Source organism: Streptomyces sp. NPDC002643 (genome assembly GCF_053592555.1).
In genome coordinates, this window is the sequence record NZ_JBSFVY010000003.1 from 188,011 (window position 1) to 214,624 (window position 26,614).

The window sequence follows — 26,614 nt, forward strand, 5'->3', positions numbered from 1 at the left end:
AAAAATGCGGGGCGCAGCCCCCGCATTTTTCAGGGGCGCGGGGAACTGCGCGACCAGCCCCCACCCACCCGCACCCGAAGAACCGACCCCCGCCCCCCGATCCCCGGCGGGGTCGAAGGGGCGCAGCCCCTGGGGACGGGAAGGATAAGGGCGGCGGGGGCGAGGCAAAAAACCGCCCGCACCCGGCGACGTATCGCTCAGCGACACGCCCACCTTGCCGCCCCCACCCCCCACCCCGGACGCTGACCGGGACCGAGCCCCCCGGCCGCCACCCCCGCCCCACCCGGCGACCGGACCGCCACCCCCCTGCCACGAGGAGCCCCCATGGGACCCCGCCCCGCCCCGGCCCTCCTGGACATCCTCCGCAGCGAGGGTGTGGACCGCGTCTTCGGCAACCCCGGCACCACCGAACTCCCGTTCCTGGCCGCCCTGGCAGCAACGGCGGACACCCCAGAAACCTCCGAAACCCCCACCACCCGCCAGACCCGCCAGACCCGCCAGACCCCCCACACCCCCACCACCCCGGAGTACATCCTCGGCGTACACGAGGGCGCGGTCGTAGCCATGGCCGACGGCTACGCCCGCTCCACCCACCGCCCCGCCTTCGTGAGCCTGCACATCGCGGCCGGCCTCGCCAACGGCCTGATAGGCCTGCTCAACGCGCGCCGCTCCCGCACCCCCCTGGTCGTGATGGCCGGCCAACAGGACCGCCGCCACCTCCAACAGGACCCGATGCTCTCCGGCGACCTCCTGGGCCTCGCCGCCCCGGCGGCGAAGGCGACGTTCGACGTCCAGCACGCCGCCGACCTCCCCCTCGCCCTGCGCCGGGCGTTCGCCCTCGCCGTACGCCCCCCGGCGGGCCCGGTGTTCCTGTCCGTCCCGATGGACCTGCTGGCCGAGGACACCGAGGTCGACGTCCCCGCCCGCACCCCGCCCCCGACCCCCGGCCCGGCGGCCGGCCTGGACCGCGCGGCCGTACTCCTCGGCCGCGCGACCCGCCCCGTGATCGTCGCCGGAGACGGGGTCGGCCGGGAGGAGGACGCGTTCGCGGCGCTCATCCGCACCGCCGAGACGATCGGCGCACCCGTCCACCACCAGCCCATGGCGGACTGTCTGAACTTCCCGACCACACACCCCCTCTACGCGGGCACGCTGCCACCGCGCCACGACGCGATCCGCGAGGCGCTCAGGCCCTACGACACCGTGCTCGTGGTCGGGACACACGCCTTCACCCCGCACCACTACACCCCGGGCCCGCCGCTGCCGCCCGGCATCAAGGTCGTCCAACTCGACACCGACCCCGACGAGATCGGCCGCAACTTCCCCGCCGACGTGGGACTCGTCGGCGGCCTCGCCCCGTCCCTGCGCCGCCTTACCGAACTGCTGCGGGACCGGGTGCCCCCGCATCTCGCCAAGACCCGCGTGCTCCGGGCGGGCGAGCGCCACCAGGCCGAGCGGGACCGCACCGAGACCGACGCCCTCGACGCCTACTCCTCCCAGCCGCTCGCCCCCTGGGCCGCCGCCCACGCCGTGGCCCGGGGGCTGCCGCCGGACGCCACGGTCGTCGAGGAGGCCATCACGGTGGGCCTGCTGCTGCGGCGGCTGATCCGCCTCGACCGCCCCGGCAGCTACACCCACACCGTCGGCGGCGGCCTCGGCTGGGGCATCGGCGCCGCCGTCGGCAGATCCCTCGCCGAACCCGGCCGACCGGTCGTCGCGGTACTCGGCGACGGCTGCACCCTCTTCGGACTCCAGGGCCTGTGGAGCGCGGCCCGCCAGAACACCCCCGCGCTGTTCGTGGTCATGAGCAACGGCGCCTACCGCACCGTCCAGGACACCTACACCGCCATCGGCGGCCGAGGAACCTGCCCCGGCACCGAGCTGGGCCCCCTCGACTTCACGAAGGCCGCCGACTTCTTCGGCGTCGAGTCCGTCCGGGCGCGAAGCGCCGACCACCTACGCGAACTGGTCGCCGGAGCAGGGGAGTTGACCAGCCCACTCCTGGTGGACGTACCACTGCACCCGTAGCCGGCGTGAGGCAGACACCGACAGCCGATGTGAACCACGCACCGGCAACCGCTGTGAAGCACGCACGGGCGGCGGACGTGAATCACACCCCGGTAACCGATGTGACTCACAGGTACGCACACCTTGTCACCCGCACTGTCCGGCCCGACCATCGGTGCATGACGGACGGCCCGGTTCCGAAGTCGGTGCTCGCTCGTGGCGCGGCGCTGCTGCGCGCCTGCGGGGAGAGCGACGGCCCGCTCGCTCTCGCCGAACTCGCCCTGTGCACCGGCCTGCCCAAACCCACCGCACACCGCCTGCTCAACGAGATGGTCCGCCTCGGTCTCGTGGAACGCACCCCCGACGGACGCTACCGGATCGGGCTCGCCCTCTTCGTGCTCGGTCAATCGGCGCCCGACGTACGGGAGTTGAGGGACGCGGCACTGCCGTACCTCGGTGATCTGCACGAGGCGACCCATGAGAACGTGCACCTCGCCGTGCCGGACGGGGCGGACACGCTGTTCCTGCAGAAGATCACCAGCCGCCGGGCGACCCCGATCGTGTCCCGCACCGGCGGCCGGCTGCCCGCGCACTGCACCGCCACCGGCAAGGTGTTCCTCGCCCACGACCCCCGGCCACCCCACCTCACCCTGCTCCGTCTGACCCCCCGTACCCTCGTCCTGCCGGGCCAGCTCGCCCGCGACCTCGCCCGCACCCGCGCCCGCGGCTATGGCGTCAACCTGGAAGAGGCCGAGATCGGCATCTCCGCGATCGCGGCCCCCGTCTACTCCCGCGAACCGCGCGAACCCCGCGACGGAACCGCCTCCGCCCCCCGCCCGATAGCCGCCATCTCCGTCACCGGAGGCACCCGCCGCCTGGACGTCGACCGCATCGGCCCCCGAGTCTGCGCGGCGGCCCAGGCTCTGACCCGAGCCTTGTCGGCCTGACCGACTGCCCCACTCGTCCCGCCTCTTTCCCTACCCTGACCGGCTGCCGAGCCTTGCCGGCCGGACCACTTGACCGGTCCCCCCACTCATCCGGTTCCCGGACGCGCTCCCCGAGCGACGGTGCGACGGTGCCTACCCCTTCGGCAGGCCATCCCCCCGCTGCACCGCCACCGCCAACCCATGCTCGGTCAGCCGCTCCCCGCTCACCTCGCCCGCGATCCGCCCCCGCGCGAACACCAGCACCCGGTCGCACACCTCCGTCAGCTCGGCGAGGTCGGTCGAGGCGATCAGAACGGCCGCGCCGTCGCCCGCCAACTCACCGATGATCCGATGCATCTCGGCCCGTACGCCGATGTCGACGCCCCGCGTGGGATCGTCCAGTACGACGACGCGCGGCTCGGTCGCCAGCCATTTGGCGAAGACGACCTTCTGCTGGTTGCCACCGGACAGCCGGGCCACGACGTCATGCGGACCACCCCGTAGCCGTAGCCGCCGTGTCAACTCATCGGTCCGCCGGACGAGTTCGGCCCGCTTCGGCATCACCCCGCCCCGCCCCAGCCCCAGCCAGCTCACGGCGGTCGCGTTCTCCCAGACCGTCCGCTCGGTCATCAGCCCGTACCGCTTACGGTCGCTCGGCACGAACGCGACACCCGCCCGTACCGCCTCCCGCAGCGAGCGCGGCACCCCGCGCCCACCGATGTCGACCCGGCCCGCCGACACCGCAGTACGACCGCACACCACCTCCAGCGCGGTCAGATGCCCCGCCCCCTGGAGCCCGGCCACCCCCACCACCTCACCGGCCCGCACGGCGAGGTCGACATCGGCGAGCCGTCCCGGAACGCTCACCCCGGCCAGCACCACCGGCGGCGCCCCCTCGGCACCCGTCTCCGCCTTCGAAAGCACCCCCTCGTCCCGGGCCCGGCGCGACGCCTCCGGCGGGCGACCGCCCAGCATCGCCGTCACCAGCTCCGGCACATCCGTCTCCGCACGCCGTACTCCCGGCACCGCGACCCGCCCGTCCCGCAGCACGGTGACCCGCTGGGCGAGCCGCATCACCTCCTCCAGGAAGTGGGTGACGTAGAGGACGGCGATGCCCTGACCGGTGAGTGTGCGCAGCACCCGTTCGAGCCGGTCCACGGCGGCGGCCGGCAGCGCGGACGTCGGCTCGTCCAGCACCAGCACCTTCGGCCGCCACAGCAGCGCCCGCGCGATCTCCGTCAACTGCTGGTCGGCGAGCGGCAGTTCACCGAGCCGTACGGACGGGTCGACGTCCAGGCCGAGTTCGGTGAGGACCGGACCGGCGGCGCGGTCCATCGCGCCCCGGTCGAGCAGACCGAAGCGGCGGGGAGGGCGGTGCGGGAAGAGGTTCTCGCGCACGGTCAGATCCGGGAACAGGCTCAGCTCCTGGGACACGACGGCGATCCGGGCGCCCTTCGCCAGCCGCACCGCCCCCGCGTCCGGCGCCAGCACACCCGACAGAATCCGCACCAGTGTCGACTTGCCCGCCCCGTTCTCCCCGACCAGCGCATGCACCTCCCCGCCCCGCAGCCGTATGCCCACCCCGGCCAACGCCCGTACCCCGCCGTACGACTTGACCAGCCCTTGCGCCACCAGCACATCCCCGAAGCCACCGGGTTCGCCCGTCCCGCCAGGCCGCTCGACCCTGCCGCCGTCGCCGTGCTCGCCCCGCCCGTCGTACGTCATCTCAGCGCGCGTCCTTCAGGGGGCGCATCTGCGCCTCCTGGTCGCCGAGGAGTTTGTCGATGGTCGGCTTGTACCAGTCGTACGCGGCCTCGGCGGACTTCTGGCGGGCGATGATCTCGTCGATGTTGGAGGAGTCGACGACGCCGCCGGGGGAGAGGAACCAGCCGTCGGGGAGCTCGCCGTCGTGTCCGCGGACCGACTCGATGAGGATCGCGGTGGAGAGATAGCCCTTGAGGAAGTGCTGGGGGTCGATGGTGACGAAGTTGGAGCCGTCCTTGACCGCGTCGAGGGTCTTGGGGTCCACGTCGAAGCCGGCCGAGAGCCATGTGCCGTCACTCGACTTCTTGATCTTCGCGAGGTTGTAGCTGTCGGCGTCGCCGACGCCGAGGAAGGCGAGGGCGTCGGGGTGCGCGTTCACCTGCGAGGACCAGGCGTTGTGGTTCTGGCCGGGGTCGCTGTACGTCTGGAAGGGGCCGAGCACCTTCACGTCCGGCGCCTCCTTCGCGAAGGTGTCGGCGATGCCCTTGGCCCGGTTGTCGAGAACGGGTGTGCCGGGGTTGGGCACGCCGATGACGATCTCGCCCTTCGGGTCGTCGCCGAGCCGCTTCAGCGCCTCCTTCGCCATCAGCTCGCCCAGCGCGTAGTTGTCGTTGCCGACGTAGAAGCCGACCTTGCTGCCGTCGGTGGGGGAGGTGTCGAGGGCGACGATGGGGATGCCCTGGTCCACGGCGCGGGCGGCGGGGCGGGTGAACAGCGGCGGGTCCAGGTTCTCCAGGACGATGCCGTCCTTGGCGCGGGTGGTGAGGTTCTGGAAGAGCTGCACCTCGGCGGGGCCGTCGGTGTTGGGCGGGCCGACCGCCTTGAAGTCGACGTCCCCGGCGTGCTCGGCCGCGCTCTCGGCACCGAGGACCATCTCATGGGCGAAGTTCAGACTGATGTTGGCCACGGCGATGCCCATGTTCAACTCGCCGCCTCCGCCTCCGGCGCCACCGCTCTCGCCGCACCCGGCGGCACCCAGCAGAACCAGGACGCCGAGGGCGGCGGCCACCGTACGGACTCGGGGGTGCATCAGGGGCCTCCAAGGGGGAGCGGCTCACAGGGCATCGGCGTTGCTGTGTGTTCACTCGCGTCGGCGTCGGCGCCCCGTGCGGCGCAGCGCGCTGTCGGCGGCCACGGCGACGAGGATGACGCCGCCGGTGGCGAACGACGTCCAGTTGATGGGTACTTCGAAGAACACCAGCCCGGCGGCCACGACGGAGAGGATCATCGCCCCGGCGACCGCCCCGACCACCGAGCCCCGGCCGCCCGCCAGCGGGGTGCCGCCGATGATGCACGCGGCGATCGCCTGCAACTCGTAGCCCTGCCCGAGCGTCGGATCGCCGGCACCGTAGAAGGCCAGCGCCAGCACGGCCGCGCAGGCGGTGGTCAGCCCGGAGAGCCCGAGTGCCTGAACCCGCGTTCGGACCACGGGAATTCCGCTGAACTCGGCGGCGTCCGGATTGGAGCCGATGGCCCGCACCCGCGCGCCGAAGCGGGTGCGGGCCAGCACCACCGCGAGCACCACGATCACGGCCAGCAGCACCCACAGCGCGAAGGGCATCCCTCCCGCGTCACCGCCCGCGAGTGTGAAGAACGAGTCGTCCAGCGGCAGATCGGTGATCTGCTTGCCGTCGGCCAGCGCCAGCCCGACTCCCCGGTACAGCATCAGCGTGCCCAGCGTCACGATGAACGACGGCAGCCCGAGCAAGGTCGTCACCAGCGCGTTGAACACCCCGAGCACGATCCCGGTGAGCAGTACCAGCGGTACCGCCAGCCAGGGCGCGAGTCCGTCCCGGATCAGCAGCGCCCCCACGACCAGGCACATCGCGTAGCTGCCGCCCACCGACAGATCCACCTCACGCATGGCCAGCGCGAACACCATGCCGCACGCCATCAGCGAGATGTAGACCGAGTTGTGGGCCGTGGAGAGCAGATTGCCGGAGTCGAGGAAGTCGGGATACGGAATGCCGATGCCCGCGACCAGCAGCCCCAGCACCAGCAGCACACCCAGCTCGTCGCGCACGATCCGCCGGGGCAGCCGGGAAGGCGGCCTGAAGGGTAGCCGGAAGGGCAACCGGAATGGCAGCCTCAGCCCCCTCGCTCCCCGCCCCTGACCACGGGCGCGCCCGGTATCGTCCACGACACCCTCGGTCTCGGTCATCGGCGCGGCTCCCGTCAGGCGGTTCGCACCGCAGCGTCGGCCCCGGCGGCGCACGCGGCAACCGGCCCGTTCCAGCGAGTGAAATGCGCCCTTGCCGACCGCCTGACCCCTCGTCAACACTCGCCCCATGGAGACACGGACCGCCCTGGTGACCGGAGCGGCACAGGGCCTCGGACAGGAGTTCGCCGTAGCGCTCGCGGGCCGCGGCTACCGGGTCGCCGGTATCGACCTCGCCCCGCAACCGGAGACCGCCGCCAAGATCCTCGACTATGTCGAGATCACCGCGGACGTCACCGACGAGGACCAGGCCGGCGAGGCGATCGAACGGGTCGTCGACCACTTCGGCGCCCTGCACATCCTGGTCAACAACGCCGGTGTCTACCCCCAGGCACCCTTCGAGGACATCACTCCGAACGAGTGGCGCCGCGTCATGCGCGTCAACCTGGAGGCCCCGTTCCTGATCACCCGGGCCGCCCTCCCGCACCTCAAGGCCGCGGGCTGGGGCCGCGTCGTCAACATCGCCTCCGCCGCCGTACTCACCGCCCCGCCCACGATGGTCCCGTACGTCGCCTCCAAGATGGGCCTCATCGGCTTCACCCGTTCCCTCGCCTCGGCCCTCGGCCCCCACGGCATCACGGTCAACGCGATCGCCCCCAGCATGGTCCGCACCACCACCGCCGAACGCACGGTCGGCGCCGACGGCGGCTTCGAGTACGTACGCGCCCAACAGGCCGTCCCCTGGACCCAGGAACCGGCCGACCTGGTCTCGACCCTGCTGTACGTGGTGGACGAGGGCAGCGGGTTCCTCACGGGCCAGACGCTCAATGTGGGAGGGGGATCGGCGTACCTGTGAGGCGTCCGGGGCCTCTCGCGGACCTCCGTCTCCGGGCCCGTTGTCAGTGGTGGCCCGTACGGTTGGGGCATGTCGGGGATCACTTACGTCCGGGGGGACGCCACGGTGCCGTTGGGCAAGGGCGTCAAGGTCATCGCGCATGTCGGCAACGACATGGGCGGCTGGGGCAAGGGCTTCGTACTGGCCCTGTCCCGTCGCTGGCCGGAGCCGGAGGCGGCGTACCGGGCCTGGCACCGGGACCGCGCGCACAACGACTTCGGACTCGGCGCCGCCCAGTTCGTCCAGGTCGGCCCCCACACCTGGGTCGCCAACCTGATAGGCCAGCGCGGCACCCGCACGGGCAGCAAGGGCGTCCCCGTCCGCTACGAGGCCATCGACGCGTCCCTCGCCCTGCTCGCCGACAAGGCGCTGGAGCTGGACGCCTCGGTCCACATGCCCCGCATCGGCTGCGGCCTGGCCGGCGGCAGGTGGTCGCGGGTCGAGCCCCTCGTACTGAACCGGCTGATTCGGCGAGGCATATCCGTGACGGTCTACGACCACGGGGACTGACCGGGACCGATGGGGACGGAGTGACGTCCATCGAGGTGAACGGCGATCGACTATCGGCCAACTCTGGCGCAGATGTGCGATGCCTCGCGCGGGTGACCGGGTAAGTCACCGGCATGGACCTCATCCCGATGGACATCGGCCCGCTGAACCCGAAGGTTCCGGAACTCGTCGTCGGCGTAGTGCTGTTCGCGCTCGTGTTCCTCTTCTTCGTCCGTCTGCTGCCCCGTCTGCAGCGCACCCTGGACGAACGCGAGGCCCGCACCAAGGGAGCCGAGGCCCAGGCCGAAGCGGTACGGGCGGAGGCGGCGGCCAAACAGGCCGAGGTGGCGGCGGCCCTGGCCGACGCCCGCCACGAAGCGGCCCGCATCCGCCAGCAGGCCTTCGAACAGGGCGCCGCCCTCATCGCCGAGGCCCGAGCGGCAGCCCTACGCGAACAACAGCGCATCCTCAGCGACGGCCACGCCCAAATCATCACGGACCGCACCACTGCCGAGGCCGAACTCCGCACCTACGCAGCAGAGTTGGCCTCGAACTTGGCCGGCAAGGTCATCGGCGAGCCGATCGAGGCAGGGGCACACCCGCGCCCTTGACGGGGCGAAGCCCCCGTCAAAGGGGCGCGGGGCTGTGTCCATATGCGGCTCCGCCGCGTGGGCGCGACCAGCCACGACGGCCCCGCAGCCAACAACCAACCGAACCCCCCGAGCTATTAGTGCTCATGCCCTCGCTCATGAACGGAGTTCGTCGCCACAATCTTCTTCCAGGACTTAGGCGCCTTGGGCGAACCCCCGCCCCCAGCCACCGCTGCCGCAGGCATTTTCGGCTTCACCGGCTCGAACAACCACGTCTCGAACACCCCCTCCAGTGACCGCCCGGAAACCCCCTCGGCATAGGCGACGAAGTCGCCCACCGTCGCGTTCCCATGCGCGTACTCCGCCGGCCACCCCTTCAGAATCTCGAAGAACGCCTCGTCCCCGATCTCGTTCCGCAACGCCTGGAGAGCCAACGCTCCCCGGTCGTACACGGCGAGATGGAACTGGTTCTCCGGCCCGGGATTCCCCGGCTTCACGGTCCAGAACGGATCGTCGGCCGGATGCGACGCGTACACATAGTCGGCGATCTCCTGAGCGGTCCCCTCGTTCTCATGCTCGGACCACAGCCACTGCGCATACCGGGCGAACCCCTCGTTGATCCAGATGTCCCTCCACCCGGCGACCGAGACGAGATCCCCGTACCACTGATGGGCCAGCTCATGGACGACCACGGAGACGTTCGACCCGTTCCCGAACTGCCGCGGACTGTAGAACGGCCGGGTCTGCGTCTCCAGCGCGTACCCCACCTGGGGTGTGTTCGGCACATACCCCCCAAGGCTGTTGTACGGATACGGCCCGAAGTACTCGGTCAGCCACTCCGCGATCTCGCCCGTACGTTCGACGCTGGCCCGGGCGGCGCCATAGGCGTCGCCGAGGTCCTTGCTGTACGCGTTGATGATCGGGATGCCGTTGTCGGTGCGCCCGGTGGTGACGTCGAACTTGCCGATGGCGAGCGTGGCGAGATAGGTGACCTGCGGTTTGTTGGAGCGCCAGTTGTAGCGGGTCCAGCCCGCGCGTGAACTGGTCGACTGCAGCGTGCCGTTGGAGATCGCCTGGTTGCCGTCGGGGACGAGGACCGACACGTCGTACGTGGCCTTGTCCAGCGGATGGTCGTTGCTCGGGAACCACCACCAGGCCGCCTCGGGCTCGCCCGCCGCGACACCGCCGTCCGGGGTGCGCAGCCAGCTGGTGAAGCCGTACGCCTGCTTTGCCGACGGCACCCCCGCGTAGCGCACCACGACGGTGATCTCGGTGCCCTTGGGCAGTGGGTTCCTCGGGGTGATCTCCAGCTCGTGCTGACCGGAGGTGGCGAAGGCCGCCTCGGCGCCGTTGACCCGTACCTCGCTGACGTCGAGCAGGAAGTCCAGGTTGAAGCGGGACAGATTCTCGGTGGTCCTGGCCAGCAGCGTCGCCGTGCCTTCGAGCCGGTCCGTGTCCGGCTGGTACTTGAGCCGGAGGTCGTAGTGGGAGACGTCGTAACCGCCGTTGCCGTAGGCCGGGTAGTAGGGGTCGCCGATCCCCGGCGCACCGGGCTCGTAGTCGGCCGCCGAGGCCGGGACCGCCAGCAGCAGGGCGGCCGCGAACGCGCCCGGGGCGATGAGTCTGCGGTGCACGAATCACTCCAAGTCGTCGGAGAACGGTTCCGCGCGAAACTGTGCGGAGCCTATTCAGTACCTGTGCCCCCTGCCGTGTCCATGGCCGCCCCTGTCACACGATCGCCATTCGGCCGACATGTGCCACCCCGGCTCACGCCCCTTTCGAGCCACACGATGGCCGAAGCCTCGCGCGCCCCAACAGGCGCCCTTTTGCACGGGAGTTGACCGCAGTACCGTCCGCGCATGCCGATACCTGTGCGACGCATGTGCTGCACGACCTGGAGAACGCTCGCGACGGCGGCCACGACCGCCGCCCTCACGGCCGGCTTCCTCACCCCGGCCGTCGCCGACTCCGCGACCCCCCGCAAGAGCGAGCCCGTCTACTCGTACGACAACGCCATCCGCGAAGCCGTCTGGGTGGACACCGGACTCGACGGCGACCGCGACGGAAAGGCCGACCGGGTCGCCGTCGACATCGTCCGCCCGAGTGAACCCGACCGCCGGGGCCGCGAGATCCCCGTGATCATGGACGCCAGCCCCTACTACTCCTGCTGTGGACGGGGCAACGAGTCACAGCGCAAGACGTACGACGCGGCGGGCAATGTCGTCCAGATGCCGCTGTTCTACGACAACTACTTCGTGCCGCGCGGCTACGCCTTCGTCGCCGTCGACCTGGCCGGAACCAATCGCTCCGACGGCTGTGTCGACGTCGGCGGCCGCTCCGACATCCAGTCCGCCAAGGCGGTCGTCGACTGGCTGGGCGGCCGGGGCACCGCCTACACCACCCGCACGGGCGCCACGAAGGCCGAGGCCGACTGGACCAACGGCAGGACCGGCATGATCGGCAAGAGTTACGACGGCACCGTCGCCAACGGAGTGGCCGCGACCGGCGTCGAGGGCCTGGAGACCATCGTCCCGATCGGCGCCATCTCCTCCTGGTACGACTACTACTTCGCCCAGGGCGCCCCGCTCTACGACTCCGGCCCCGAGTGGCTCTCCGACTATGTCGAGAGCCCCGACGCCCGCGCCAAGTGCGGCCATATCCAGCAGCAACTCGTCGACGGCGCCCCGCGCACCGGCGACTGGACCCCGCTGTGGACGGAGCGCGACCACGTCAAGGACGTCCGGAAGATCGACGCCAGCGTTTTCGTGATCCACGGTCAGCAGGACCTCAATGTCCGGCCCAAGCACTTCGGCCAGTGGTGGGACGCTCTCGCCGAGCACGGAGTCGAGCGCAAGATCTGGCTCTCCCAGACCGGCCATGTGGACCCCTTCGACTTCCGCCGCGCCGAGTGGGTCGACACCCTGCACCGCTGGTTCGACCATGAACTCCTCGGCTACGACAACGGCATCGACGACGAGCCCATGGCCGACATCGAACGCCACCCCGACCAGTGGGAGACATCGAACGTCTGGCCGCCCCGGGGCACCGGGACCACGACCCTCCGCCCGGCCGAGGGCACCCAGCCGGGCGTGGGCACCCTCGGCCTGCGCCAGCGGTCCGGCACCGAGACCTTCACCGACAACCCGGCGCTTAGCGAGACCGACTGGGCGGCGTATGTCGACCGGTCCACCCCGGAGAAGGCCGGCTTCGTCACCCCGACCCTCACCCGGGACGTCCGTGTGTCCGGCTCCTCCAAGGTGACCGTCACCGCCACCCCGACCACCTCCACGGCCCATCTCTCGGCCGTCCTGGTCGACCTCGGCCCGGACACCATCCGCGACTACGCCGGCGTCGGCGAAGGCATCACCACCCTCACCGAGCGCACCTGCTGGGGCCCGAGCACCACCGGGGACAGCTCCTGCTTCCGGGAGACCAGGGCGAAGACCGCCGACGTCGACTACACGATCGTCAGCCGGGGCTGGGCCGACCTCGGCAACCACTCCTCCACCACGGGAGCCCCGTTGACCCCCGGCACCCCGTACACGATCACCCTCGATCTGCACGCCACCGACCATGTCGTCCCGGCGGGCCACCGTCTCGCCCTGATCATCGCGGGCACCGACAAAGACCTCATCGACCCGCCGTCGACGACCCCCACCCTGACGCTCGACCTCAAGCGCACCTCCGCCCGGGTACCGCTGGTCGGCGGCGCCGGCGCCTTTGCTCAGGCCACCGCGGGCGCCATGGGCAAGGCACCCGAGCCGTCCGTCCTCGACGGCGTACGCGACCCGAGCCGGGCAGCCCGAGTACCGGGCGAGGCCGTCAGCGCCTCCGGTGGTGACGAATGAAGGCCGCCAGTGCGGCGACGCTGATCGCAACCGCCGCCCTCGCCGCGCCCCTCCTGACGACCCCCGCGTACGCGGCGGGGGATCAGCCGACCTCCGCGTACACGGCCGCTGACGCCACCACTCCGCCGCGCACTGGGTTCGAACAGACCGACGGTGCCCGCTGGACGACGCAGGCCGAGGAGCAGGACTTCCTCGCCGCGGTGGACCGGGGGAGCGAGCGTGTGTCGATCACCCGCATCGGCACCACGAAGCAGGACCGCCCGCTCCGGCTCGTACGCATCGGCACCCGCCCCACCTCGCGCACGGTCCTCCTCGTCTGCAGTCAGCACGGCGACGAGCCCTCCGGCCGTGAGGCATGCCTCACCACGATCCGCGACCTCGCCCACACCGAGGACCGGCGGACCGAGCGGCTGCTGAGGGACACCACGATCCTCGTCCTGCCCACCGCCAACCCGGACGGCCGGGCCGCGAACACCCGGGGCAACGGCGACGGCATCGACATCAACCGCGACCACCTGGCCCTGAAGACCGCCGAGGCCCGCGCACTCGCCGCCGTCCTGCGCGACCGCGAGCCGGACGTCGTCTACGACCTGCACGAATACGGGGCCACACCCCAGTACTACGACAAGGACCTGTTCGACCTCTGGCCGCGCAACCTCAACACCGACGCGGCCGTGCACACCGAGGCGACCAGGCTGTCCCAGGAGTACGTACGCCCGGCCGCGCGGACGGCGGGCTACTCGACCGGCACCTACGGCATCTGGACCGACCCCGTCACCGGCGATCCGATCCGCCAGGTCGCGGGAGACGGTCAGGAACGCATCCTGCGGAACATGACCGGCGTCAAACACGCGGTCGGTTTGCTGATCGAGAGCCGGGTGGAGCCTCTGACGGACGGCACCACGGAGCAGGCCAACCATGTGCGCCGGGTGAATTCCCAGCTCACCGCATTGAAGGGCTTGTTCCGTTTCGCCGGGGAACGCGGCCCGCAGGTCGACGCGGCGACCGGTGCGGCCCGACGCGCCGGACTGCGCGACACCGGCCCGGTCTACCTCGGCGGCGCCGACAACGACCCGGCCGAGCCCACCGAGGTGATCCAGGACCCACCGTGCGGTTACCGACTAACTGAACAGCAGTACGAAGACATCGCGGACGAACTCCGACTGCACGGCGTCCGCACCCGCCCCACCAGCGACGACGACGGCGTTCTCGTACCGCTGCGACAGCAAATGCGGGCCCTGGTGCCCCTGCTCCTCGACGAGCGGGCGCCGTATCGGCTGACGGAGGGGGAGCCCGACTCGACCTGCTGAAAAAGTCGGGATCGGCGTGACATGCGGTACGGCTCAGTGGGCAGGAGCAGCTAGTTCCAGCCACCTGCGGAAAGGTTCCACTTGTGACGCCCGACAACCCCACCACCCACCACGGGGGAGGCGCGCTTCCGGGATCGGAGGCGGGTCTCCCCGGCGGCGGGCGGCCCCGGACGGACCGTGTCGTGTTCGGGGTCACGGCCGCGCTCACCCTGGCCTTCGTGCTCTGGGGCGCCATCGCCACCGACTCGCTCGAAGACGCCTCCGGCAAGCTGCTGAGCGGTCTGATCCACAACGGCGGCTGGGCCTTCATGCTGGCCGCCTCCTGCTTCGTGATCTTCGCCCTCTGGCTCGCGCTCAGCCGCTACGGCCGCATCCACCTCGGCGTCGACGGCGAGAAGCCCGAGTTCCGCACGGTCTCCTGGGTCGCCATGATGTTCAGCGCGGGCATGGGCATCGGCCTGATGTTCTACGGCGTCAGCGAGCCCCTCGCGCACTACACCGCGCCCCCGCCCGGCACCGACCCCCAGGGCCCCGGCGAGCGCATGGAGACCGCGATGGCCACCACGCTCTTCCACTGGACGCTGCACCCCTGGGCGATCTACGCCGTGGTGGGCCTCGCCATCGCCTACAGCACCTTCCGCAAACGCCGACGCCAGACCATCAGCGCCGTCTTCACCCCGCTGATCGGCGAGAAACACGCGAACGGCACCGGCGGCCGGATCATCGACATCCTCGCGATCGTCGCCACCATCTTCGGCTCCGCCGCCTCTCTCGGCCTGGGCGCGCTCCAGATCGGCTCCGGCGTACGGGAGTTGGGCTGGATGGAGAAGGTGAGCACCGGACTGCTCGTCGCCATCATCGCCGTACTGACCCTGGCGTTCGTGGCCTCCGCGGTCTCCGGTGTGGAGAAGGGCATCCAGTGGCTGTCCAACATCAACATGGTGCTGGCCCTGCTGCTCGCCGTCTTCGTCTTCGTCGCGGGCCCGACGATCCTGATCCTCGACCTCCTGCCGACCTCGGTCTTCTCCTACCTGGGCGATCTGCCCCAACTCGCGGGCCGCACCGAGGCGTCGGGCGGCGACGGCGTGGCCGACTGGCTCAGCGGCTGGACCGTCTTCTACTGGGCGTGGTGGATCTCCTGGACGCCGTTCGTCGGTATGTTCATCGCCCGCATCAGCCGGGGCCGCACCATCCGCCAGTTCGTCGGCGGGGTCATCCTCGTCCCCAGCACGGTCAGCCTCGTCTGGTTCGCCGTCTTCGGCGGCACGTCGATGCGGCTCCAGCGACAGGACCGACTCGGCGACGAGTCCACCCCCGAGGGCCAGCTCTTCGCCGTCCTCCACGAGTTCCCCATCGCCACCGTCAGCAGCCTGCTCGTGATGATCCTCGTCGGCATCTTCTTCGTCTCCGGCGCCGACGCCGCCTCCATCGTCATGGGCACGCTCTCACAACGCGGCGCCCTCGAACCCGGCCGCTTCGTTGTCGTCTTCTGGGGCGTGGTCACCGGGGCCGTCGCCGCGATCATGCTCCTGGTGGGCAGCGGCCAGGGCGACGCCCTCAACGGCCTCCAGAACCTTACGATCCTGGCCGCCGCCCCCTTCGTCCTCGTCATGATCGGCATGTGCGTCGCCCTGATGCGCGACCTCCGCCGCGACCCGATCGTCGTCCGCGAGGAAATGGCCTCGGCAGCCGTCGAACTGGCCGTGGTCCAGGGCCACCAACGCTACGACGGCGAATTCGAGCTGAGAGTCGGCCCGGGCCAGGGCACGGAGGTGGAGGGCGACCCGATCGGGCATCGGGTGGAGTAGGGGGCTGGACGGGGGGCGCACTTCTGATCGGGGGTGTTCACCTGCGATGCGGGTGTGGGGTGCTGAGTTTGGGACGTGGGGCTGAGTTTGGGGTGCGGGGCTGAGTTTGGGACGTGGGTCCCGCCCCTTGATGGGCCGAAGGCCCAAGAGGGGCGCGGGGCTGTGTCAATATGCGGCTCCGCCGCGTGGGCGCGACCAGCCCCCACAACCCGCAGCCCGCGAACCGGCCGTTCAACCCCACCCCTACCCGCCAACCAACCCCGCAACTTCAGACGCACACCCCCAAGCAACAGTCACCCCCGCCCCACCATGCCCATAGTTGTGCACCAACACCCGCCCCCCTGCCAGAGGCACTTTCTCCAACCGCACCCCCGCCCGAGCCGGCCGCAGCCCAACCCGATGCTCAAGCACCCGCGCCCCCGCGATCTCCGGCCGGAGCACCGCACACCGCCGCACGATCTCCTCGGCGATCACAGGATCGGGCGTCAACGACCACACGTCGTCCTCCGCCGTACCTCCGAGAATCAACCCACCCGGCTGCGGTATGAAGTACGTACTCTTCGCACCCGGCCCGTCCACCGACGTGAGCCAGGTGGTGACTCCGGGGTTCTCCACGACGACCAGCTGCCCACGAATCGGCCGTACCGACGCATCCGGTACCAGGTTCCGGGAGCCGAGCCCCGTGCAGTTGACGACGACCCGCGCGGGGACCTCGGCGAGGTCGAGGACCGTACGTTCCTCGACCACCCCGCCCGCCGCGGCGAACCGCTCGCGCAGCCACCGCAGATGGACCGGCATGTCTATCACCGGCAGCCGCGCCCACAGCCCGGTCCCGGCGTACTCCTCGGCCGTCGCCGCCCGCAGCCCCGCTACTCGTGACGCCCAGTCACCGAGCCCGTCCAACGTCGTCCCGCCGTGTACGCCCTCGACCATGCGTACGCCCGTGTCGTCCGGACGCGCCGCCAACTCCTTGTACACGGTGAGTGATTCGAGCGCCCACTCGCCGACGAGCGCCTCCGGTTCGATGCGGTACGGCCACCACAGTCCGCCCGCGACGGCGGACGTCGTGCGCTCCGCCGGCTCCCGTGTCCAGATCCGTACCCGTCTGCCGCGCTCCGCGAGGACGACGGCCGTCGTCAACCCGACGACTCCGCCACCGACCACGATCACATCGCTGTTCGATTCATCGGTCACGAAGGGACGTTAGCGGAATATGTCATGCCGTGCTCACAAGTCTGAATTTGTGGGGATACTCACAGCATGTCTGCCGAGTACGCGACCTTCGGCCTGGCACCGGCGATGCGAGCCGGTGGCGTCCTCGCCAACGGCGCCTACCAAGCGCACCGGGACTTCGTGGACTTCATCGTCGACGGACACCCGCTGCTGTTCCAGCTCTCCGACCTCGACGCCGTCTCCCCCCTCGCCTCCGACGTCCCGCCGTCGATCTTCAGCGCCCAGGTCCGCAGCCTGCTGCTGGAGGCCGAGGCACCGCTGAGCGGCGATCGCTACGTCATCTACGGCTGCCCGGAATGCGCCGACCTCGCCTGCGGTGCCGTGACCGCGGTGATAGAGCGGGACGGCGACGACTATGTGTGGCGTGACTTCGCCTGGCAGACGGAGGAGGAGCCCGACCTCCGGCTGAACGGCTACACGGGCATCGGCCCCTTCCGCTTCCACGGCCCCGAGTACCGGAGCGCGTTGCAGTCCCTGCTGCGGGAGTCCGCCGACGAGACGTCGACCCGCCGCCGGGTCCTCCTCATCGGTGCCCGGGTCGCGGTCCTCGCCAAACTCGCCGCCGCGCTACGGGCGATCGGGATCGGCGCGGACATGGCGCAGGACGCCGACGGGGTGCCCGTGGAGGAGCTGCGCGGCTACGGCGCGGTCGCCTTCGGTCAGGCCGTCGGCCGGGCCGACCGGGAGTCCGTACGGCGGGCCTTCGACCGGGCGGGGGTCGATGTCGCGTACGTCGACGGGCTCGCCCCGATCATCCCCCTCCTCGTCGCCCAGATCGAGAACGCGCTCGACCGCAGTCCGGCGCGGCAGCGTCGGCTGACCCGGCTCGTCGCCTCCGGCGGTCAGGCGGGCATCGAGATCACCTCGACGTGCCGCGTCGAGTTGACCGCGTATCGGCTCGACCGGCTCTCCCGGGCGCACACGTACAGATTCTTCGACGGGATTCTTCCGGCCGGGCGGCATCGGATCGGGATGGACGCGAAGGCTGTGAAGGGGGAGTCGTTCATTGTGGCCAGGACGTCCGGAACGGTGCTTGTTGAGCCGATGGCCTAAGGGGGTGGGTTGGCTGGCTGTAGGGCGGCTGCGGGTTGTGGGGGCTGGTCGCGCGGTTCCCCGCGCCCCTAAGGGCGCGGCCCTGCCTCGGCGGTCATTAGGATCTCCCCTTGTGAGCGCCACCCTCGTAGTCAAGAATCTCTCTGCCGGGCACGGTGACCGGTCGTTGTTCTCCTCGCTGGACCTCGTCGTCGCCCCCGGGGATGTGATCGGGCTGGTCGGGGCCAATGGGGCCGGCAAGTCGACCTTGCTGCGGTTGTTGGCGGGGTTGTTGCCGCCGGAGCGGGGGGAGCTGCGGTTGTCGCCGCCCACCGCGAGCGTGGGGCATCTGCCGCAGGAGCCCGAGCGACGGGAGGGGGAGTCCGTACGGGAGTTCCTGGCCCGGCGTACCGGGGTGGCGGCGGCGCAGGTCGCGATGGACGAGGCCACGCAGGCGCTCGTGGACGGGGCGCCGGGCGCGGACGACGCGTACTCGGTGAGCCTGGAGCGGTGGCTCGACCTCGGTGGCGCCGATCTGGACGAGCGGGCGGCGGAGGTCGCCGACTCCCTGGGGCTCGGGGTCGATCTGGACCAGCCGATGACGGGCCTCTCCGGCGGCCAGGCGGCCCGCGCGGGGCTCGCCTCACTCCTGCTCTCCCGTTATGACGTGTTCCTGCTCGACGAGCCCACCAACGACCTCGATCTGGACGGCCTGGAGCGGCTGGAGCGGTTCGTGTCCGGGCTGCGGGCCGGGACCGTCGTCGTCAGCCATGACCGTGAGTTCCTCACCCGTACGGTCACCAAGGTCCTCGAACTCGACCTCGCGCAGAACCGGATCAACCTCTACGGCGGTGGCTACGAGGCCTACTTGGAGGAGCGGGCGACGGCGCGGCGGCACGCGCGGGAGGACTACGAGGAGTACGCGGACAAGCGGAGCGCACTCCAGGACCGGGCCCAGATACAGCGTTCCTGGATGGACAAGGGTGTCAAGAACGCCCGGCGCAAGGCGGCCAACGACAACGACAAGATCGGCCGCAAGTTCCGCAGCGAGGCGAGCGAGAAGCAGGCCGCCAAGGCGCGGCAGACCCAGCGCATGATCGAGCGCCTGGAGGTGGTCGAGGAGCCGCGCAAGGAGTGGGATCTGCGGATGGAGATCGCGGCGGCCCCGCGCTCCGGCGCGGTCGTCGCCACCCTGCGGGACGCCGAGGTGCGGCGGGGCGACTTCGTCTTCGGCCCGGTGTCGCTGCAGATCGACTGGGCGGACCGGATCGCCATCACCGGCGCGAACGGCGCGGGCAAGTCCACCCTGCTGGGCGCCCTGCTCGGCCGTATCGCTCTCGACACGGGCCACTCCTCACTCGGCTCCGGTGTCCTCGTCGGTGAGGTCGACCAGGCACGGGGGCTCTTCCATGGCCCCGAGTCCCTCCTCGACGCCTTCTGCGCGGCCGTCCCCGACACCGAACCGGTCGAAGTACGCACCCTCCTGGCCAAGTTCGGCCTCAAAACGGATCACGTCCTACGGCCCGCGATCACCCTCTCCCCGGGAGAACGCACCCGTGCCGCCCTCGCCCTCCTCCAGGGACGCGGCACCAACCTCCTCGTCCTCGACGAGCCCACCAACCACCTCGATCTCCCCGCCATCGAGCAACTGGAGTCCGCACTCGACTCCTACGAGGGCACACTGCTCCTCGTCACCCACGACCGCCGCATGCTGGACGCGGTCCATGTGACCCGCCGCTTCGAGGTGGACGCGGGCAAGGTGACCGAGGGCTGATCCCGCCCGCCGACGGTGGTTTCCCCCTTGCGGGGCATATGACCGGTTGACGCCTTGTGAGGGCCCGGCGGCCCCGCGACTGTCATGAGATATCGCCCGTCCCGGTGACCGACCACCATCGGAAGACCTCATGCTTCGAGTGCACTTCACCGCTGACGACCTCGCGCGCGTGCGTATCGCCGCCGCGCCCGACCCCCTCTGGGAGATCACCAACAGCTTCCAGACGCTGATCACGCGGGAGAACGGCTTTGCCTTCGGCGAATGGCGGCGCCTGATCCGCCCGCGTCTTCCTCCGGCCGCCCGTGCCCTCGCCCCATTGCTTCCCCCACGCGGCTACTCACCGGACTTCCTGACCCCCGACCTCGACGGCGCCCAGGACCTGGGAAGCGCCGTCGACACGGTACTCAGCACCCCCAGATCACTGCTGCGCGGCGATCTCACCCGGCTCGCCACCTCCCAAGGGCGCTCACGCCCCCTCCCGGCCGGCCACCGAGCCCTGGCCGACGGCGAACCCGAGGCCCTGCGCCGACTCGGCCGCGCCCTGCACGCCTACCACCGGCACGCGCTCGCCCCCTTCTGGCCCCACGTCCTGGCTCAGGTGGACGCCGACCGTGCCGTACGCACCCGCGCGGTGCTCGCGGGCGGCACCGAAGGACTGCTGGCCGGCTTCAGCCCCGTACTGCGCTGGCGGCCGCCCGTGCTGGAGGCCGACTACCCGGTGGACCGCGAACTCCGCCTGGAGGGCCGGGGGTTGCTGCTCCAGCCCTCCTTCTTCTGCTTCCGAAGACCCGTCACCCTCGCCTCCCCGGACCTCACCCCGATCCTCGTCTACCCCATCCAGCACACCCTCGGCTGGGCCCGGGCGGGCGGCGGCGCGGAGCGGGGCGCGGCGCTGGGTGCCCTGGTGGGCCGTACCCGGGCCGCCATCCTCGAAGACATCGTGACCGGCCGGACGACCGGGGAACTCGCACAGCGGTTCGGTATCTCGGGGGCCGCGGCCAGCCAGCACACCGCCGTCCTGCGCCGTGCCGGTCTGTTGCTGAGCGTGCGCCACCGCAGGCATGTCCTGCACACCGTCACACCGGCCGGGCTCGCCCTTCTGCGGAGCCCGTCGAGTGCGGCGCTCGACGTTTAAGGCACAACTTCAAGGTGTGGTGAGCCCTCGGCGGACGGCGACAGCATGGGTGCCCGACGCACTTTCGTCACTGTCCGACCACCGCACTCCAGGAGGGTTCATGAAGCGCATCCGCCGGCTCGGTGTCGTTCTCGCCGCGGCCTCTTCCCTGCTCGGCGTCGGCCTTGCCACCGCCCCCACCGCGTCGGCCGCGCCGTCCGACTGCCCGCGCTCCTACGTCTGCGTATGGGACAACATGGCCGCCGACGGCCTCCCGCGCTGGAAGTCGCAGGGCAACCTCTACAACATGTATCTGGCCAGTTCCGGAACGGTCATCAACAACGGTGTCGCCTGGCCCGGCGCTGATCACATCTATGTCAATTTCACCCGGCAGAGCGACGGCCGGGTGTTCAACATATGTCTGCACTACCCGCCGGACACCAACCGCCTCAGCATCGCCGCGGCGGGCACCATCAACTCGGCGACGTGGGGCGGCGAATGCCCCTGACCGGATGACCGGTCCCGGCTGCGTGGTCGCCGACCACGGCCGCGTCCCTTCCGTGCAACCGGGCGGCACCGAGACACCGACCTGGCCGGTGTCTCGGTGCCGCCCGGTTCACGCCCTTCGCGTCAGGCTGGGGGAGCCTGAAGCGTGCCTCTCGCGTCAGCGGCGCTTCTGGTCCAGCAACCCCGCACGGCGCAGGGCGTCCGCCATCGCGCTGTTCGCCGGGGCGGGGGCACCGGAACCCTGGCGCGAGCCGCCGCCCCCGCCCCCGCGGCCCTGACGCTGCTGCTGAGGACCACGGCCCCCGCCCCCGCGCTGCGGCCGGGAACCCCCGCCACCCTGCTGACCGCCCTGCGGCGCGGCCTCGTCGTCCAGCCGCAGCGTCAGCGAGATCCGCTTGCGCGGGATGTCGACGTCGAGGACCTTCACCTTGACGATGTCACCGGGCTTGACGACATCACGCGGGTCCTTGACGAACGTCTTCGACATGGCCGACACATGGACGAGCCCGTCCTGATGGACACCGACGTCCACGAAGGCGCCGAAGGCCGCCACATTCGTCACCACGCCCTCCAGGACCATCCCGGAGGCCAGGTCGGAGATCTTCTCGACGCCCTCCTTGAAGGTGGCCGTCCTGAACGCGGGCCGGGGGTCGCGCCCCGGCTTCTCCAGCTCCTTCAGGATGTCCGTCACGGTCGGCAGACCGAACGTCTCGTCCACGAAGTCACCCGGCTTCAGCGACCGCAGCACGGCCGTGTTGCCGATCAGCGCCGCGACCTCGTCGCCCGCCGTCTTCACCATCCGCCGCACCACCGGGTACGCCTCGGGGTGCACGCTGGACGCGTCCAGCGGGTCGTCGCCGCCCCGGATGCGCAGGAAGCCCGCGCACTGCTCGTACGCCTTCGGACCGAGCCGCGCCACGTTCTTCAGCTGGGAGCGGGAGCTGAACGGCCCATTGGCGTCCCGGTGGGCCACGATGTTCTCGGCGAGCCCGGAGGTGATGCCGGAGACCCGGGCGAGCAGCGGAGCCGACGCCGTGTTGACGTCGACACCGACGCCGTTCACACAGTCCTCGACCACCGCGTCCAGCGAGCGCGACAGCTTCACCTCGGACAGATCGTGCTGGTACTGGCCGACGCCGATCGACTTCGGGTCGATCTTCACCAGCTCGGCCAGCGGGTCCTGGAGCCGGCGCGCGATCGACACGGCACCGCGCAGCGACACATCCATACCCGGCAGCTCCTGCGAGGCGAACGCCGACGCCGAGTACACCGAAGCGCCCGCCTCCGACACCATCACCTTGGTGAGCTTCAACTCCGGGTGCCTGCCGATCAGTTCACCGGCGAGCTTGTCGGTCTCACGGGACGCCGTGCCGTTGCCGATCGCGACCAGCTCGACCGCGTGCTCCTTGGCCAGCCGCGCCAGCCTGGCGATCGCCTCGTCCCACTTGTTGGCCGGGACATGCGGGTAGATCACATCCGTCGCGACGACCTTGCCGGTGGCGTCGACCACGGCGACCTTCACACCCGTACGGAAACCGGGGTCGAGGCCCAGCGTCGCGCGCGTACCGGCGGGGGCGGCCAGCAGCAGATCGCGCAGGTTCGCCGCGAACACGTTCACCGCCTCGTCCTCGGCGGCCGTGCGCAGCCGCAGCCGCAGATCGATGCCGAGGTGCACGAGGATGCGGGTGCGCCAGGCCCAACGGACCGTGTCCGTCAGCCACTTGTCGGCGGGCCGCCCGCGCTCGGCGATCCCGAACTTCGAGGCCACGATCCCCTCGTACGACGAAGGACCGGGCTGCTCGGAGGGCTCCTCCGGCTCCAGGACGAGGTCCAGGACCTCTTCCTTCTCGCCGCGCAGCATCGCCAGGATGCGGTGCGAGGGCAGCTCCGTGAACGGCTCGGCGAAGTCGAAGTAGTCGGCGAACTTGGCGCCCGCCTCCTCCTTGCCGTCCTTCACCTTCGTGGCCAGACGGCCACGCACCCACATGCGCTCACGCAACTCGCCGATCAGGTCGGCGTCCTCCGAGAACCGCTCGGTGAGGATCGCCCGGGCGCCGTCGAGGGCGGCCTGCGGGTCGGCGACGCCCTTGTCGGCGTCGACGAAGGCCGCAGCGGCGGCCAGCGGCTCGACCGTCGGGTCACCGAGCAGCCCCTCGGCGAGCGGTTCGAGTCCGGCCTCGCGGGCGATCTGGGCCTTGGTCCTGCGCTTCGGCTTGAACGGCAGATAGATGTCCTCAAGCCGCGCCTTGGTCTCGGCACCGCGGATCTGGGCCTCCAGCTCCGCGGTGAGCTTGCCCTGTTCGCGCACCGAGTCCAGGATCGCCGTCCGCCGCTCCTCCAGCTCCCGCAGGTAGCGCAGCCGCTCCTCGATCGTGCGCAGCTGCGCGTCGTCGAGCATCTCGGTCGCTTCCTTGCGGTAGCGGGCGATGAAGGGCACGGTCGAACCGCCGTCGAGCAGTTCGACCGCGGCCTTCACCTGCCGCTCCCGTACGCCGAGCTCCTCGGCGATCCTGCCTTCGATGGACCCTACGTTGATGGACCCGATGGACCCGGGTGTCGTCACGATCCCGTACCGCCTTCTCCACTGAGGTTGCGCCGCAATTGTGACAGGCACCACCGACAGCGGGGCATCAGGGCGGCGATCCGGGTCCGACACACGCGGTGGCGCACCGGCCGTGACCCCGGTGGGCTGGGCCGTGGACGGGCGTCACACGGTGTCGGGGTGCTCAGAGCCTGTGTCATATCCCCGGCCGGGCGCGCGACGCCTGGCACGCACTCCCCCACGCTCGGCTTCGCTCGCGCGGGGGACCCCCATGCCGCGTTGCCGAAACGCCCTAGTAGCTCCTCCCCCACGCTCGAACAACCTCGCGTCGGGGGACCCCCATGACGCCGCGCGCTGATCCGACCGGGGATATGACACAGGCTCTCAGGCCCGGCGCGCTCGCCCAGCCCGGCGGCCGGACTCCGACGCTCCACCGAACAGCCTTGCCAGTGCCCGGAACGGCAGCGTCACCACCGTGGCGATGGCCCCTCCGATCTGCCGCAGCACATCAGCGATCGCTCGGAACACGTCCTTCTCCTTTCGCTCCCGCCCGACTCCCGCCCGACTTTCCTCTCCCGCCCGACAGGGCCAGGAAGGACCGGGTACCGCGCCCCACCCGGTTCATGCGGCCCCCGCCACCGCTGTCAGCGCTTGCCGATCATCCCCGCCGGAAAGGCGCCCCTGCCCAGCATCCCGGTCACCGGCCCCGCCAGCAGCCCGGTGAGCCGTTCCGTCCCGGCCGCGCCCAGATGTTCGTACGGCGCCCGGTCCAGGCGATCGGTCGCGGCCTCGATCTCCTCCCGCAGCGCGATCCCCGCCTCCGTCAGCTCCCCCTCGCCGTCGAGCAGTCCCCGCTCCCGGAGCCGCTCGCTCGCCGCGTCCCACTCCTCCCGCGTCCAGCCCCGCGTCCTGAGCATCCACTTCGGCGACATGCCCTTACCGGTCGCGCTATGGCTGACCAGCGCCTCGACCGGATCGAGACCGGCGTCGAGGAGTACGGCCAGATGCCCGTCCCCCCGGTGCTCCCGCAGCAGTGTGGCCGCGTGCCAGAGCGCGAGATGAGGGCGCTCGGGTATGGACAGATCGGCGTGCGCGGCATACAGGGGGCGCGCGATCCGTACACATGCCTCGGCCGCCCGCAACGCCAGTTCCGCCGCCTCGGCCACCTCCTTCGCCCCGATCAGCTCCTCCCCGAGCAGCCGCCGCAGTGTGGCGTCCGCCGCCCGCTCGCGCGCCGCCAGCACCACGGTCGGCGACACGGTCTCCCACACCGCCGGCACATGCTTGGCCACCAGCTCATGCCGGAAGTTGAAGAACGCCGCCGTCACCACACCCGCGCCGACCGTCCCCATGGCCGCCGCCCGCACCGCGAAGTACGCCGCATGGGGGTCCTCGACCCCCACGGCGGCCAACTCGCGGGCGAGATCGGGCGAGAAGTAGTGCGCGGAGTGGAGCGGATTGAGCAGATCGTGACAGCGGCGACCGGCGCGGTCGGGAAGGGAAGAGGTCATGCCGGGCACGTTACCGACCGGTTGGTTCGTATGACAGGGACGGAGTGTCCCAGTGGCAGAAAAGGTGGGGAACTCGTCATTGCGGCCATCATCCGCCCCACCAAGAATCGAAGGCATGCGAACCGTCCTGGTCGTCCTCTTCGACGGCGTGCAGAGCCTCGACGTCTCCGGCCCGCTGGAGGTCTTCGCCGGCGCGGAGGCCCACGCCCCCGGCACCTACACCATCCGCACGGCGTCCCCGGACGGCACCCCCGTACGCACCTCCAGCGGCCTCACCCTGGTCCCGGACCACGCCCTCGCCTCGGCGCCCGCCCCGCACACCCTGCTCGTCCCGGGCGGCCAGGGCACCCGTGACCCCGCCCCGGACCTGGTCGCCTGGCTGCGCGAGAACGGCCCGCGCGCGGAGCGCCTCGTCTCGGTCTGCACCGGCGCCGTCCTGCTCGCCGAAGCGGGCCTCCTGGACGGACGCAGGGCCACCACCCACTGGTCCTACTGCGACAAACTCGCCCGCGACCACCCCACGGTCGACGTCGACCCCGACCCCATCTACATCCGCGACGGACACATCGCCACCTCGGCCGGTGTCACCTCCGGCATCGATCTCGCCCTGGCCCTCGTCGAGGAGGACCTGAGCCGCGCGATCGCCCTCTCCATCGCCCGCCACCTCGTCGTCTTCCTGCGCAGACCGGGCAACCAGGCCCAGTTCAGCGCCCAACTCGCCGCCCAGACCGCCCGCCGGGAACCGCTGCGCGAAGTGCAGCAGTGGATATCCGAGCACCCCGCCGACGACCTGAGCGTCGAGACCCTGGCCGCCCGCGCCCGCCTCTCGCCCCGCCACTTCGCCCGCGCCTTCCAGACCGAGACGGGCATGACCCCGGGCCGCTACGTCGACCGCGTCCGTCTGGAACACGCCCGCCGCCTCCTCGAAGACACCTCCGACGGCGTCGCGGGGATCTCCCGCGCCTGCGGCTACGGCACCCCCGAGGCCATGCGCCGAGCCTTCGTGAAGACCCTCGGCACCTCCCCGGCGGAATACCGCCGCCGCTTCCGCCCGGCGTCCACACCCACGGGCTGAACACCACCCTTCGAACATCCATCCGCTCAAC

General features: G+C 70.9%; 21 protein-coding genes. 13 read left to right on the forward strand and 8 right to left on the reverse strand.

Annotation, left to right across the window (positions count from 1 at the left end; genetic code table 11):
* Positions 1-324: 324 nt before the first annotated feature.
* Together ACWD4G_RS05625 and ACWD4G_RS05630 are read left to right on the forward strand one after the other, a co-directional pair.
* Positions 325-2,028, forward strand: coding sequence for a thiamine pyrophosphate-binding protein (locus ACWD4G_RS05625; RefSeq protein WP_451290909.1), 1,704 nt, complete (start codon positions 325-327; stop codon positions 2,026-2,028).
* A 158-nt stretch (positions 2,029-2,186) separates the two neighbouring features.
* Positions 2,187-2,954: an IclR family transcriptional regulator gene (locus ACWD4G_RS05630; protein WP_451290910.1), complete on the forward strand. Its 768-nt coding sequence runs from the start codon at positions 2,187-2,189 to the stop codon at positions 2,952-2,954.
* Positions 2,955-3,086: 132 nt separating this feature from the next.
* On the opposite strand, the gene ACWD4G_RS05635 is transcribed toward ACWD4G_RS05630, so the two are convergent.
* The 3 genes from ACWD4G_RS05635 to ACWD4G_RS05645 are packed head-to-tail and all read right to left on the reverse strand — an operon-like array spanning position 3,087 to position 6,720.
* Positions 3,087-4,658 (reverse strand): sugar ABC transporter ATP-binding protein, encoded by a 1,572-nt coding sequence (locus ACWD4G_RS05635; RefSeq protein WP_451290911.1) that lies wholly within the window; start codon positions 4,656-4,658, stop codon positions 3,087-3,089.
* 1 nt (position 4,659) lies between these two features.
* Entirely contained in the window at positions 4,660-5,727 is a 1,068-nt protein-coding gene (locus ACWD4G_RS05640) for a sugar ABC transporter substrate-binding protein (protein ID WP_451290912.1), read from the reverse strand.
* Between the two features lie 51 nt (positions 5,728-5,778).
* Positions 5,779-6,720, reverse strand: a complete 942-nt coding sequence (locus ACWD4G_RS05645; protein WP_451290913.1) for an ABC transporter permease — start codon at positions 6,718-6,720, stop codon at positions 5,779-5,781.
* Positions 6,721-6,985: 265 nt separating this feature from the next.
* Here ACWD4G_RS05645 and ACWD4G_RS05650 point away from each other — a divergent pair, with 265 nt between their 5' ends.
* The 3 genes from ACWD4G_RS05650 to ACWD4G_RS05660 all read left to right on the forward strand — a co-directional run bounded on the left by ACWD4G_RS05650 (position 6,986) and on the right by ACWD4G_RS05660 (position 8,850).
* The gene (locus ACWD4G_RS05650; protein ID WP_451290914.1) at positions 6,986-7,711 is read left to right on the forward strand and encodes an SDR family NAD(P)-dependent oxidoreductase; all 726 of its coding nucleotides are present in this window, start codon (positions 6,986-6,988) and stop codon (positions 7,709-7,711) included.
* Positions 7,712-7,780: 69 nt separating this feature from the next.
* The gene (locus ACWD4G_RS05655; RefSeq protein ID WP_451290915.1) at positions 7,781-8,260 is read left to right on the forward strand and encodes a macro domain-containing protein; all 480 of its coding nucleotides are present in this window, start codon (positions 7,781-7,783) and stop codon (positions 8,258-8,260) included.
* A 113-nt stretch (positions 8,261-8,373) separates the two neighbouring features.
* On the forward strand, positions 8,374-8,850 hold the full coding sequence (locus tag ACWD4G_RS05660; RefSeq protein WP_451290916.1) for a F0F1 ATP synthase subunit B family protein: 477 nt from the start codon (positions 8,374-8,376) through the stop codon (positions 8,848-8,850).
* A 116-nt stretch (positions 8,851-8,966) separates the two neighbouring features.
* Here ACWD4G_RS05660 and ACWD4G_RS05665 read toward each other — a convergent pair whose 3' ends face one another.
* A complete protein-coding gene (locus tag ACWD4G_RS05665; RefSeq protein ID WP_451290917.1) occupies positions 8,967-10,463 on the reverse strand; it encodes a M1 family metallopeptidase in 1,497 nt (498 codons plus the stop codon).
* Between the two features lie 225 nt (positions 10,464-10,688).
* Here ACWD4G_RS05665 and ACWD4G_RS05670 point away from each other — a divergent pair, with 225 nt between their 5' ends.
* The 3 genes from ACWD4G_RS05670 (at position 10,689) to ACWD4G_RS05680 (ending at position 15,795) form a co-directional block, all read left to right on the forward strand.
* Positions 10,689-12,677 (forward strand): Xaa-Pro dipeptidyl-peptidase, encoded by a 1,989-nt coding sequence (locus tag ACWD4G_RS05670; RefSeq protein WP_451290918.1) that lies wholly within the window; start codon positions 10,689-10,691, stop codon positions 12,675-12,677.
* On the forward strand, positions 12,674-13,987 hold the full coding sequence (locus tag ACWD4G_RS05675) for a M14 family metallopeptidase (RefSeq protein ID WP_451290919.1): 1,314 nt from the start codon (positions 12,674-12,676) through the stop codon (positions 13,985-13,987). The genes ACWD4G_RS05670 and ACWD4G_RS05675 overlap by 4 nt, the downstream gene beginning before the upstream one ends.
* Before the next feature lie 83 nt (positions 13,988-14,070).
* A complete protein-coding gene (locus tag ACWD4G_RS05680; protein WP_451290920.1) occupies positions 14,071-15,795 on the forward strand; it encodes a BCCT family transporter in 1,725 nt (574 codons plus the stop codon).
* A gap of 243 nt (positions 15,796-16,038) precedes the next feature.
* Here the strand turns inward: ACWD4G_RS05680 and ACWD4G_RS05685 are convergent, their stop codons facing one another.
* The gene (locus ACWD4G_RS05685; RefSeq protein WP_451290921.1) at positions 16,039-16,989 is read right to left on the reverse strand and encodes an NAD(P)/FAD-dependent oxidoreductase; all 951 of its coding nucleotides are present in this window, start codon (positions 16,987-16,989) and stop codon (positions 16,039-16,041) included.
* Positions 16,990-17,055: 66 nt separating this feature from the next.
* Between ACWD4G_RS05685 and ACWD4G_RS05690 the strand changes: the two genes are divergently transcribed.
* The 4 genes from ACWD4G_RS05690 to ACWD4G_RS05705 all read left to right on the forward strand — a co-directional run bounded on the left by ACWD4G_RS05690 (position 17,056) and on the right by ACWD4G_RS05705 (position 21,456).
* Positions 17,056-18,081, forward strand: a complete 1,026-nt coding sequence (locus ACWD4G_RS05690; RefSeq protein ID WP_451290922.1) for an oxidoreductase — start codon at positions 17,056-17,058, stop codon at positions 18,079-18,081.
* A 112-nt stretch (positions 18,082-18,193) separates the two neighbouring features.
* Positions 18,194-19,834 carry an ABC-F family ATP-binding cassette domain-containing protein gene (locus ACWD4G_RS05695; protein ID WP_451290923.1) on the forward strand — a complete coding sequence of 547 codons (1,641 nt, stop codon included), beginning with the start codon at positions 18,194-18,196 and terminating at the stop codon, positions 19,832-19,834.
* 130 nt (positions 19,835-19,964) lie between these two features.
* Positions 19,965-20,969 (forward strand): ArsR/SmtB family transcription factor, encoded by a 1,005-nt coding sequence (locus tag ACWD4G_RS05700; RefSeq protein WP_451290924.1) that lies wholly within the window; start codon positions 19,965-19,967, stop codon positions 20,967-20,969.
* Positions 20,970-21,069: 100 nt separating this feature from the next.
* Positions 21,070-21,456, forward strand: a complete 387-nt coding sequence (locus ACWD4G_RS05705) for a peptidase inhibitor family I36 protein (protein ID WP_451290925.1) — start codon at positions 21,070-21,072, stop codon at positions 21,454-21,456.
* 156 nt (positions 21,457-21,612) lie between these two features.
* Here ACWD4G_RS05705 and ACWD4G_RS05710 read toward each other — a convergent pair whose 3' ends face one another.
* The 3 genes from ACWD4G_RS05710 to ACWD4G_RS05720 all read right to left on the reverse strand — a co-directional run bounded on the left by ACWD4G_RS05710 (position 21,613) and on the right by ACWD4G_RS05720 (position 25,508).
* A complete protein-coding gene (locus ACWD4G_RS05710) occupies positions 21,613-24,018 on the reverse strand; it encodes a Tex family protein (RefSeq protein WP_451290926.1) in 2,406 nt (801 codons plus the stop codon).
* Positions 24,019-24,381: 363 nt separating this feature from the next.
* Positions 24,382-24,525, reverse strand: coding sequence for an LPFR motif small protein (locus ACWD4G_RS05715; protein ID WP_451290927.1), 144 nt, complete (start codon positions 24,523-24,525; stop codon positions 24,382-24,384).
* 116 nt (positions 24,526-24,641) lie between these two features.
* On the reverse strand, positions 24,642-25,508 hold the full coding sequence (locus tag ACWD4G_RS05720) for an SCO6745 family protein (protein ID WP_451290928.1): 867 nt from the start codon (positions 25,506-25,508) through the stop codon (positions 24,642-24,644).
* Positions 25,509-25,623: 115 nt separating this feature from the next.
* On the opposite strand from ACWD4G_RS05720, the gene ACWD4G_RS05725 reads away from it, so the two are divergent.
* On the forward strand, positions 25,624-26,583 hold the full coding sequence (locus tag ACWD4G_RS05725) for a GlxA family transcriptional regulator (protein WP_451290929.1): 960 nt from the start codon (positions 25,624-25,626) through the stop codon (positions 26,581-26,583).
* The last annotated feature ends 31 nt before the right edge of the window (positions 26,584-26,614 follow it).

Excerpts from the sequence above, each read along its gene's own strand:
- ACWD4G_RS05625 (WP_451290909.1), top strand. The coding sequence starts at position 325 with ATGGGACCCCGCCCCGCCCCGGCCCTCCTGGACATCCTCCGCAGCGAG.
- ACWD4G_RS05630 (WP_451290910.1), top strand. The coding sequence starts at position 2,187 with ATGACGGACGGCCCGGTTCCGAAGTCGGTGCTCGCTCGTGGCGCGGCG.
- ACWD4G_RS05635 (WP_451290911.1), bottom strand. The coding sequence starts at position 4,658 with ATGACGTACGACGGGCGGGGCGAGCACGGCGACGGCGGCAGGGTCGAG.
- ACWD4G_RS05640 (WP_451290912.1), bottom strand. The coding sequence starts at position 5,727 with ATGCACCCCCGAGTCCGTACGGTGGCCGCCGCCCTCGGCGTCCTGGTT.
- ACWD4G_RS05650 (WP_451290914.1), top strand. The coding sequence starts at position 6,986 with ATGGAGACACGGACCGCCCTGGTGACCGGAGCGGCACAGGGCCTCGGA.
- ACWD4G_RS05655 (WP_451290915.1), top strand. The coding sequence starts at position 7,781 with ATGTCGGGGATCACTTACGTCCGGGGGGACGCCACGGTGCCGTTGGGC.
- ACWD4G_RS05660 (WP_451290916.1), top strand. The coding sequence starts at position 8,374 with ATGGACCTCATCCCGATGGACATCGGCCCGCTGAACCCGAAGGTTCCG.
- ACWD4G_RS05670 (WP_451290918.1), top strand. The coding sequence starts at position 10,689 with ATGCCGATACCTGTGCGACGCATGTGCTGCACGACCTGGAGAACGCTC.
- ACWD4G_RS05675 (WP_451290919.1), top strand. The coding sequence starts at position 12,674 with ATGAAGGCCGCCAGTGCGGCGACGCTGATCGCAACCGCCGCCCTCGCC.
- ACWD4G_RS05690 (WP_451290922.1), top strand. The coding sequence starts at position 17,056 with ATGTCTGCCGAGTACGCGACCTTCGGCCTGGCACCGGCGATGCGAGCC.
- ACWD4G_RS05700 (WP_451290924.1), top strand. The coding sequence starts at position 19,965 with ATGCTTCGAGTGCACTTCACCGCTGACGACCTCGCGCGCGTGCGTATC.
- ACWD4G_RS05705 (WP_451290925.1), top strand. The coding sequence starts at position 21,070 with ATGAAGCGCATCCGCCGGCTCGGTGTCGTTCTCGCCGCGGCCTCTTCC.
- ACWD4G_RS05720 (WP_451290928.1), bottom strand. The coding sequence starts at position 25,508 with ATGACCTCTTCCCTTCCCGACCGCGCCGGTCGCCGCTGTCACGATCTG.
- ACWD4G_RS05725 (WP_451290929.1), top strand. The coding sequence starts at position 25,624 with ATGCGAACCGTCCTGGTCGTCCTCTTCGACGGCGTGCAGAGCCTCGAC.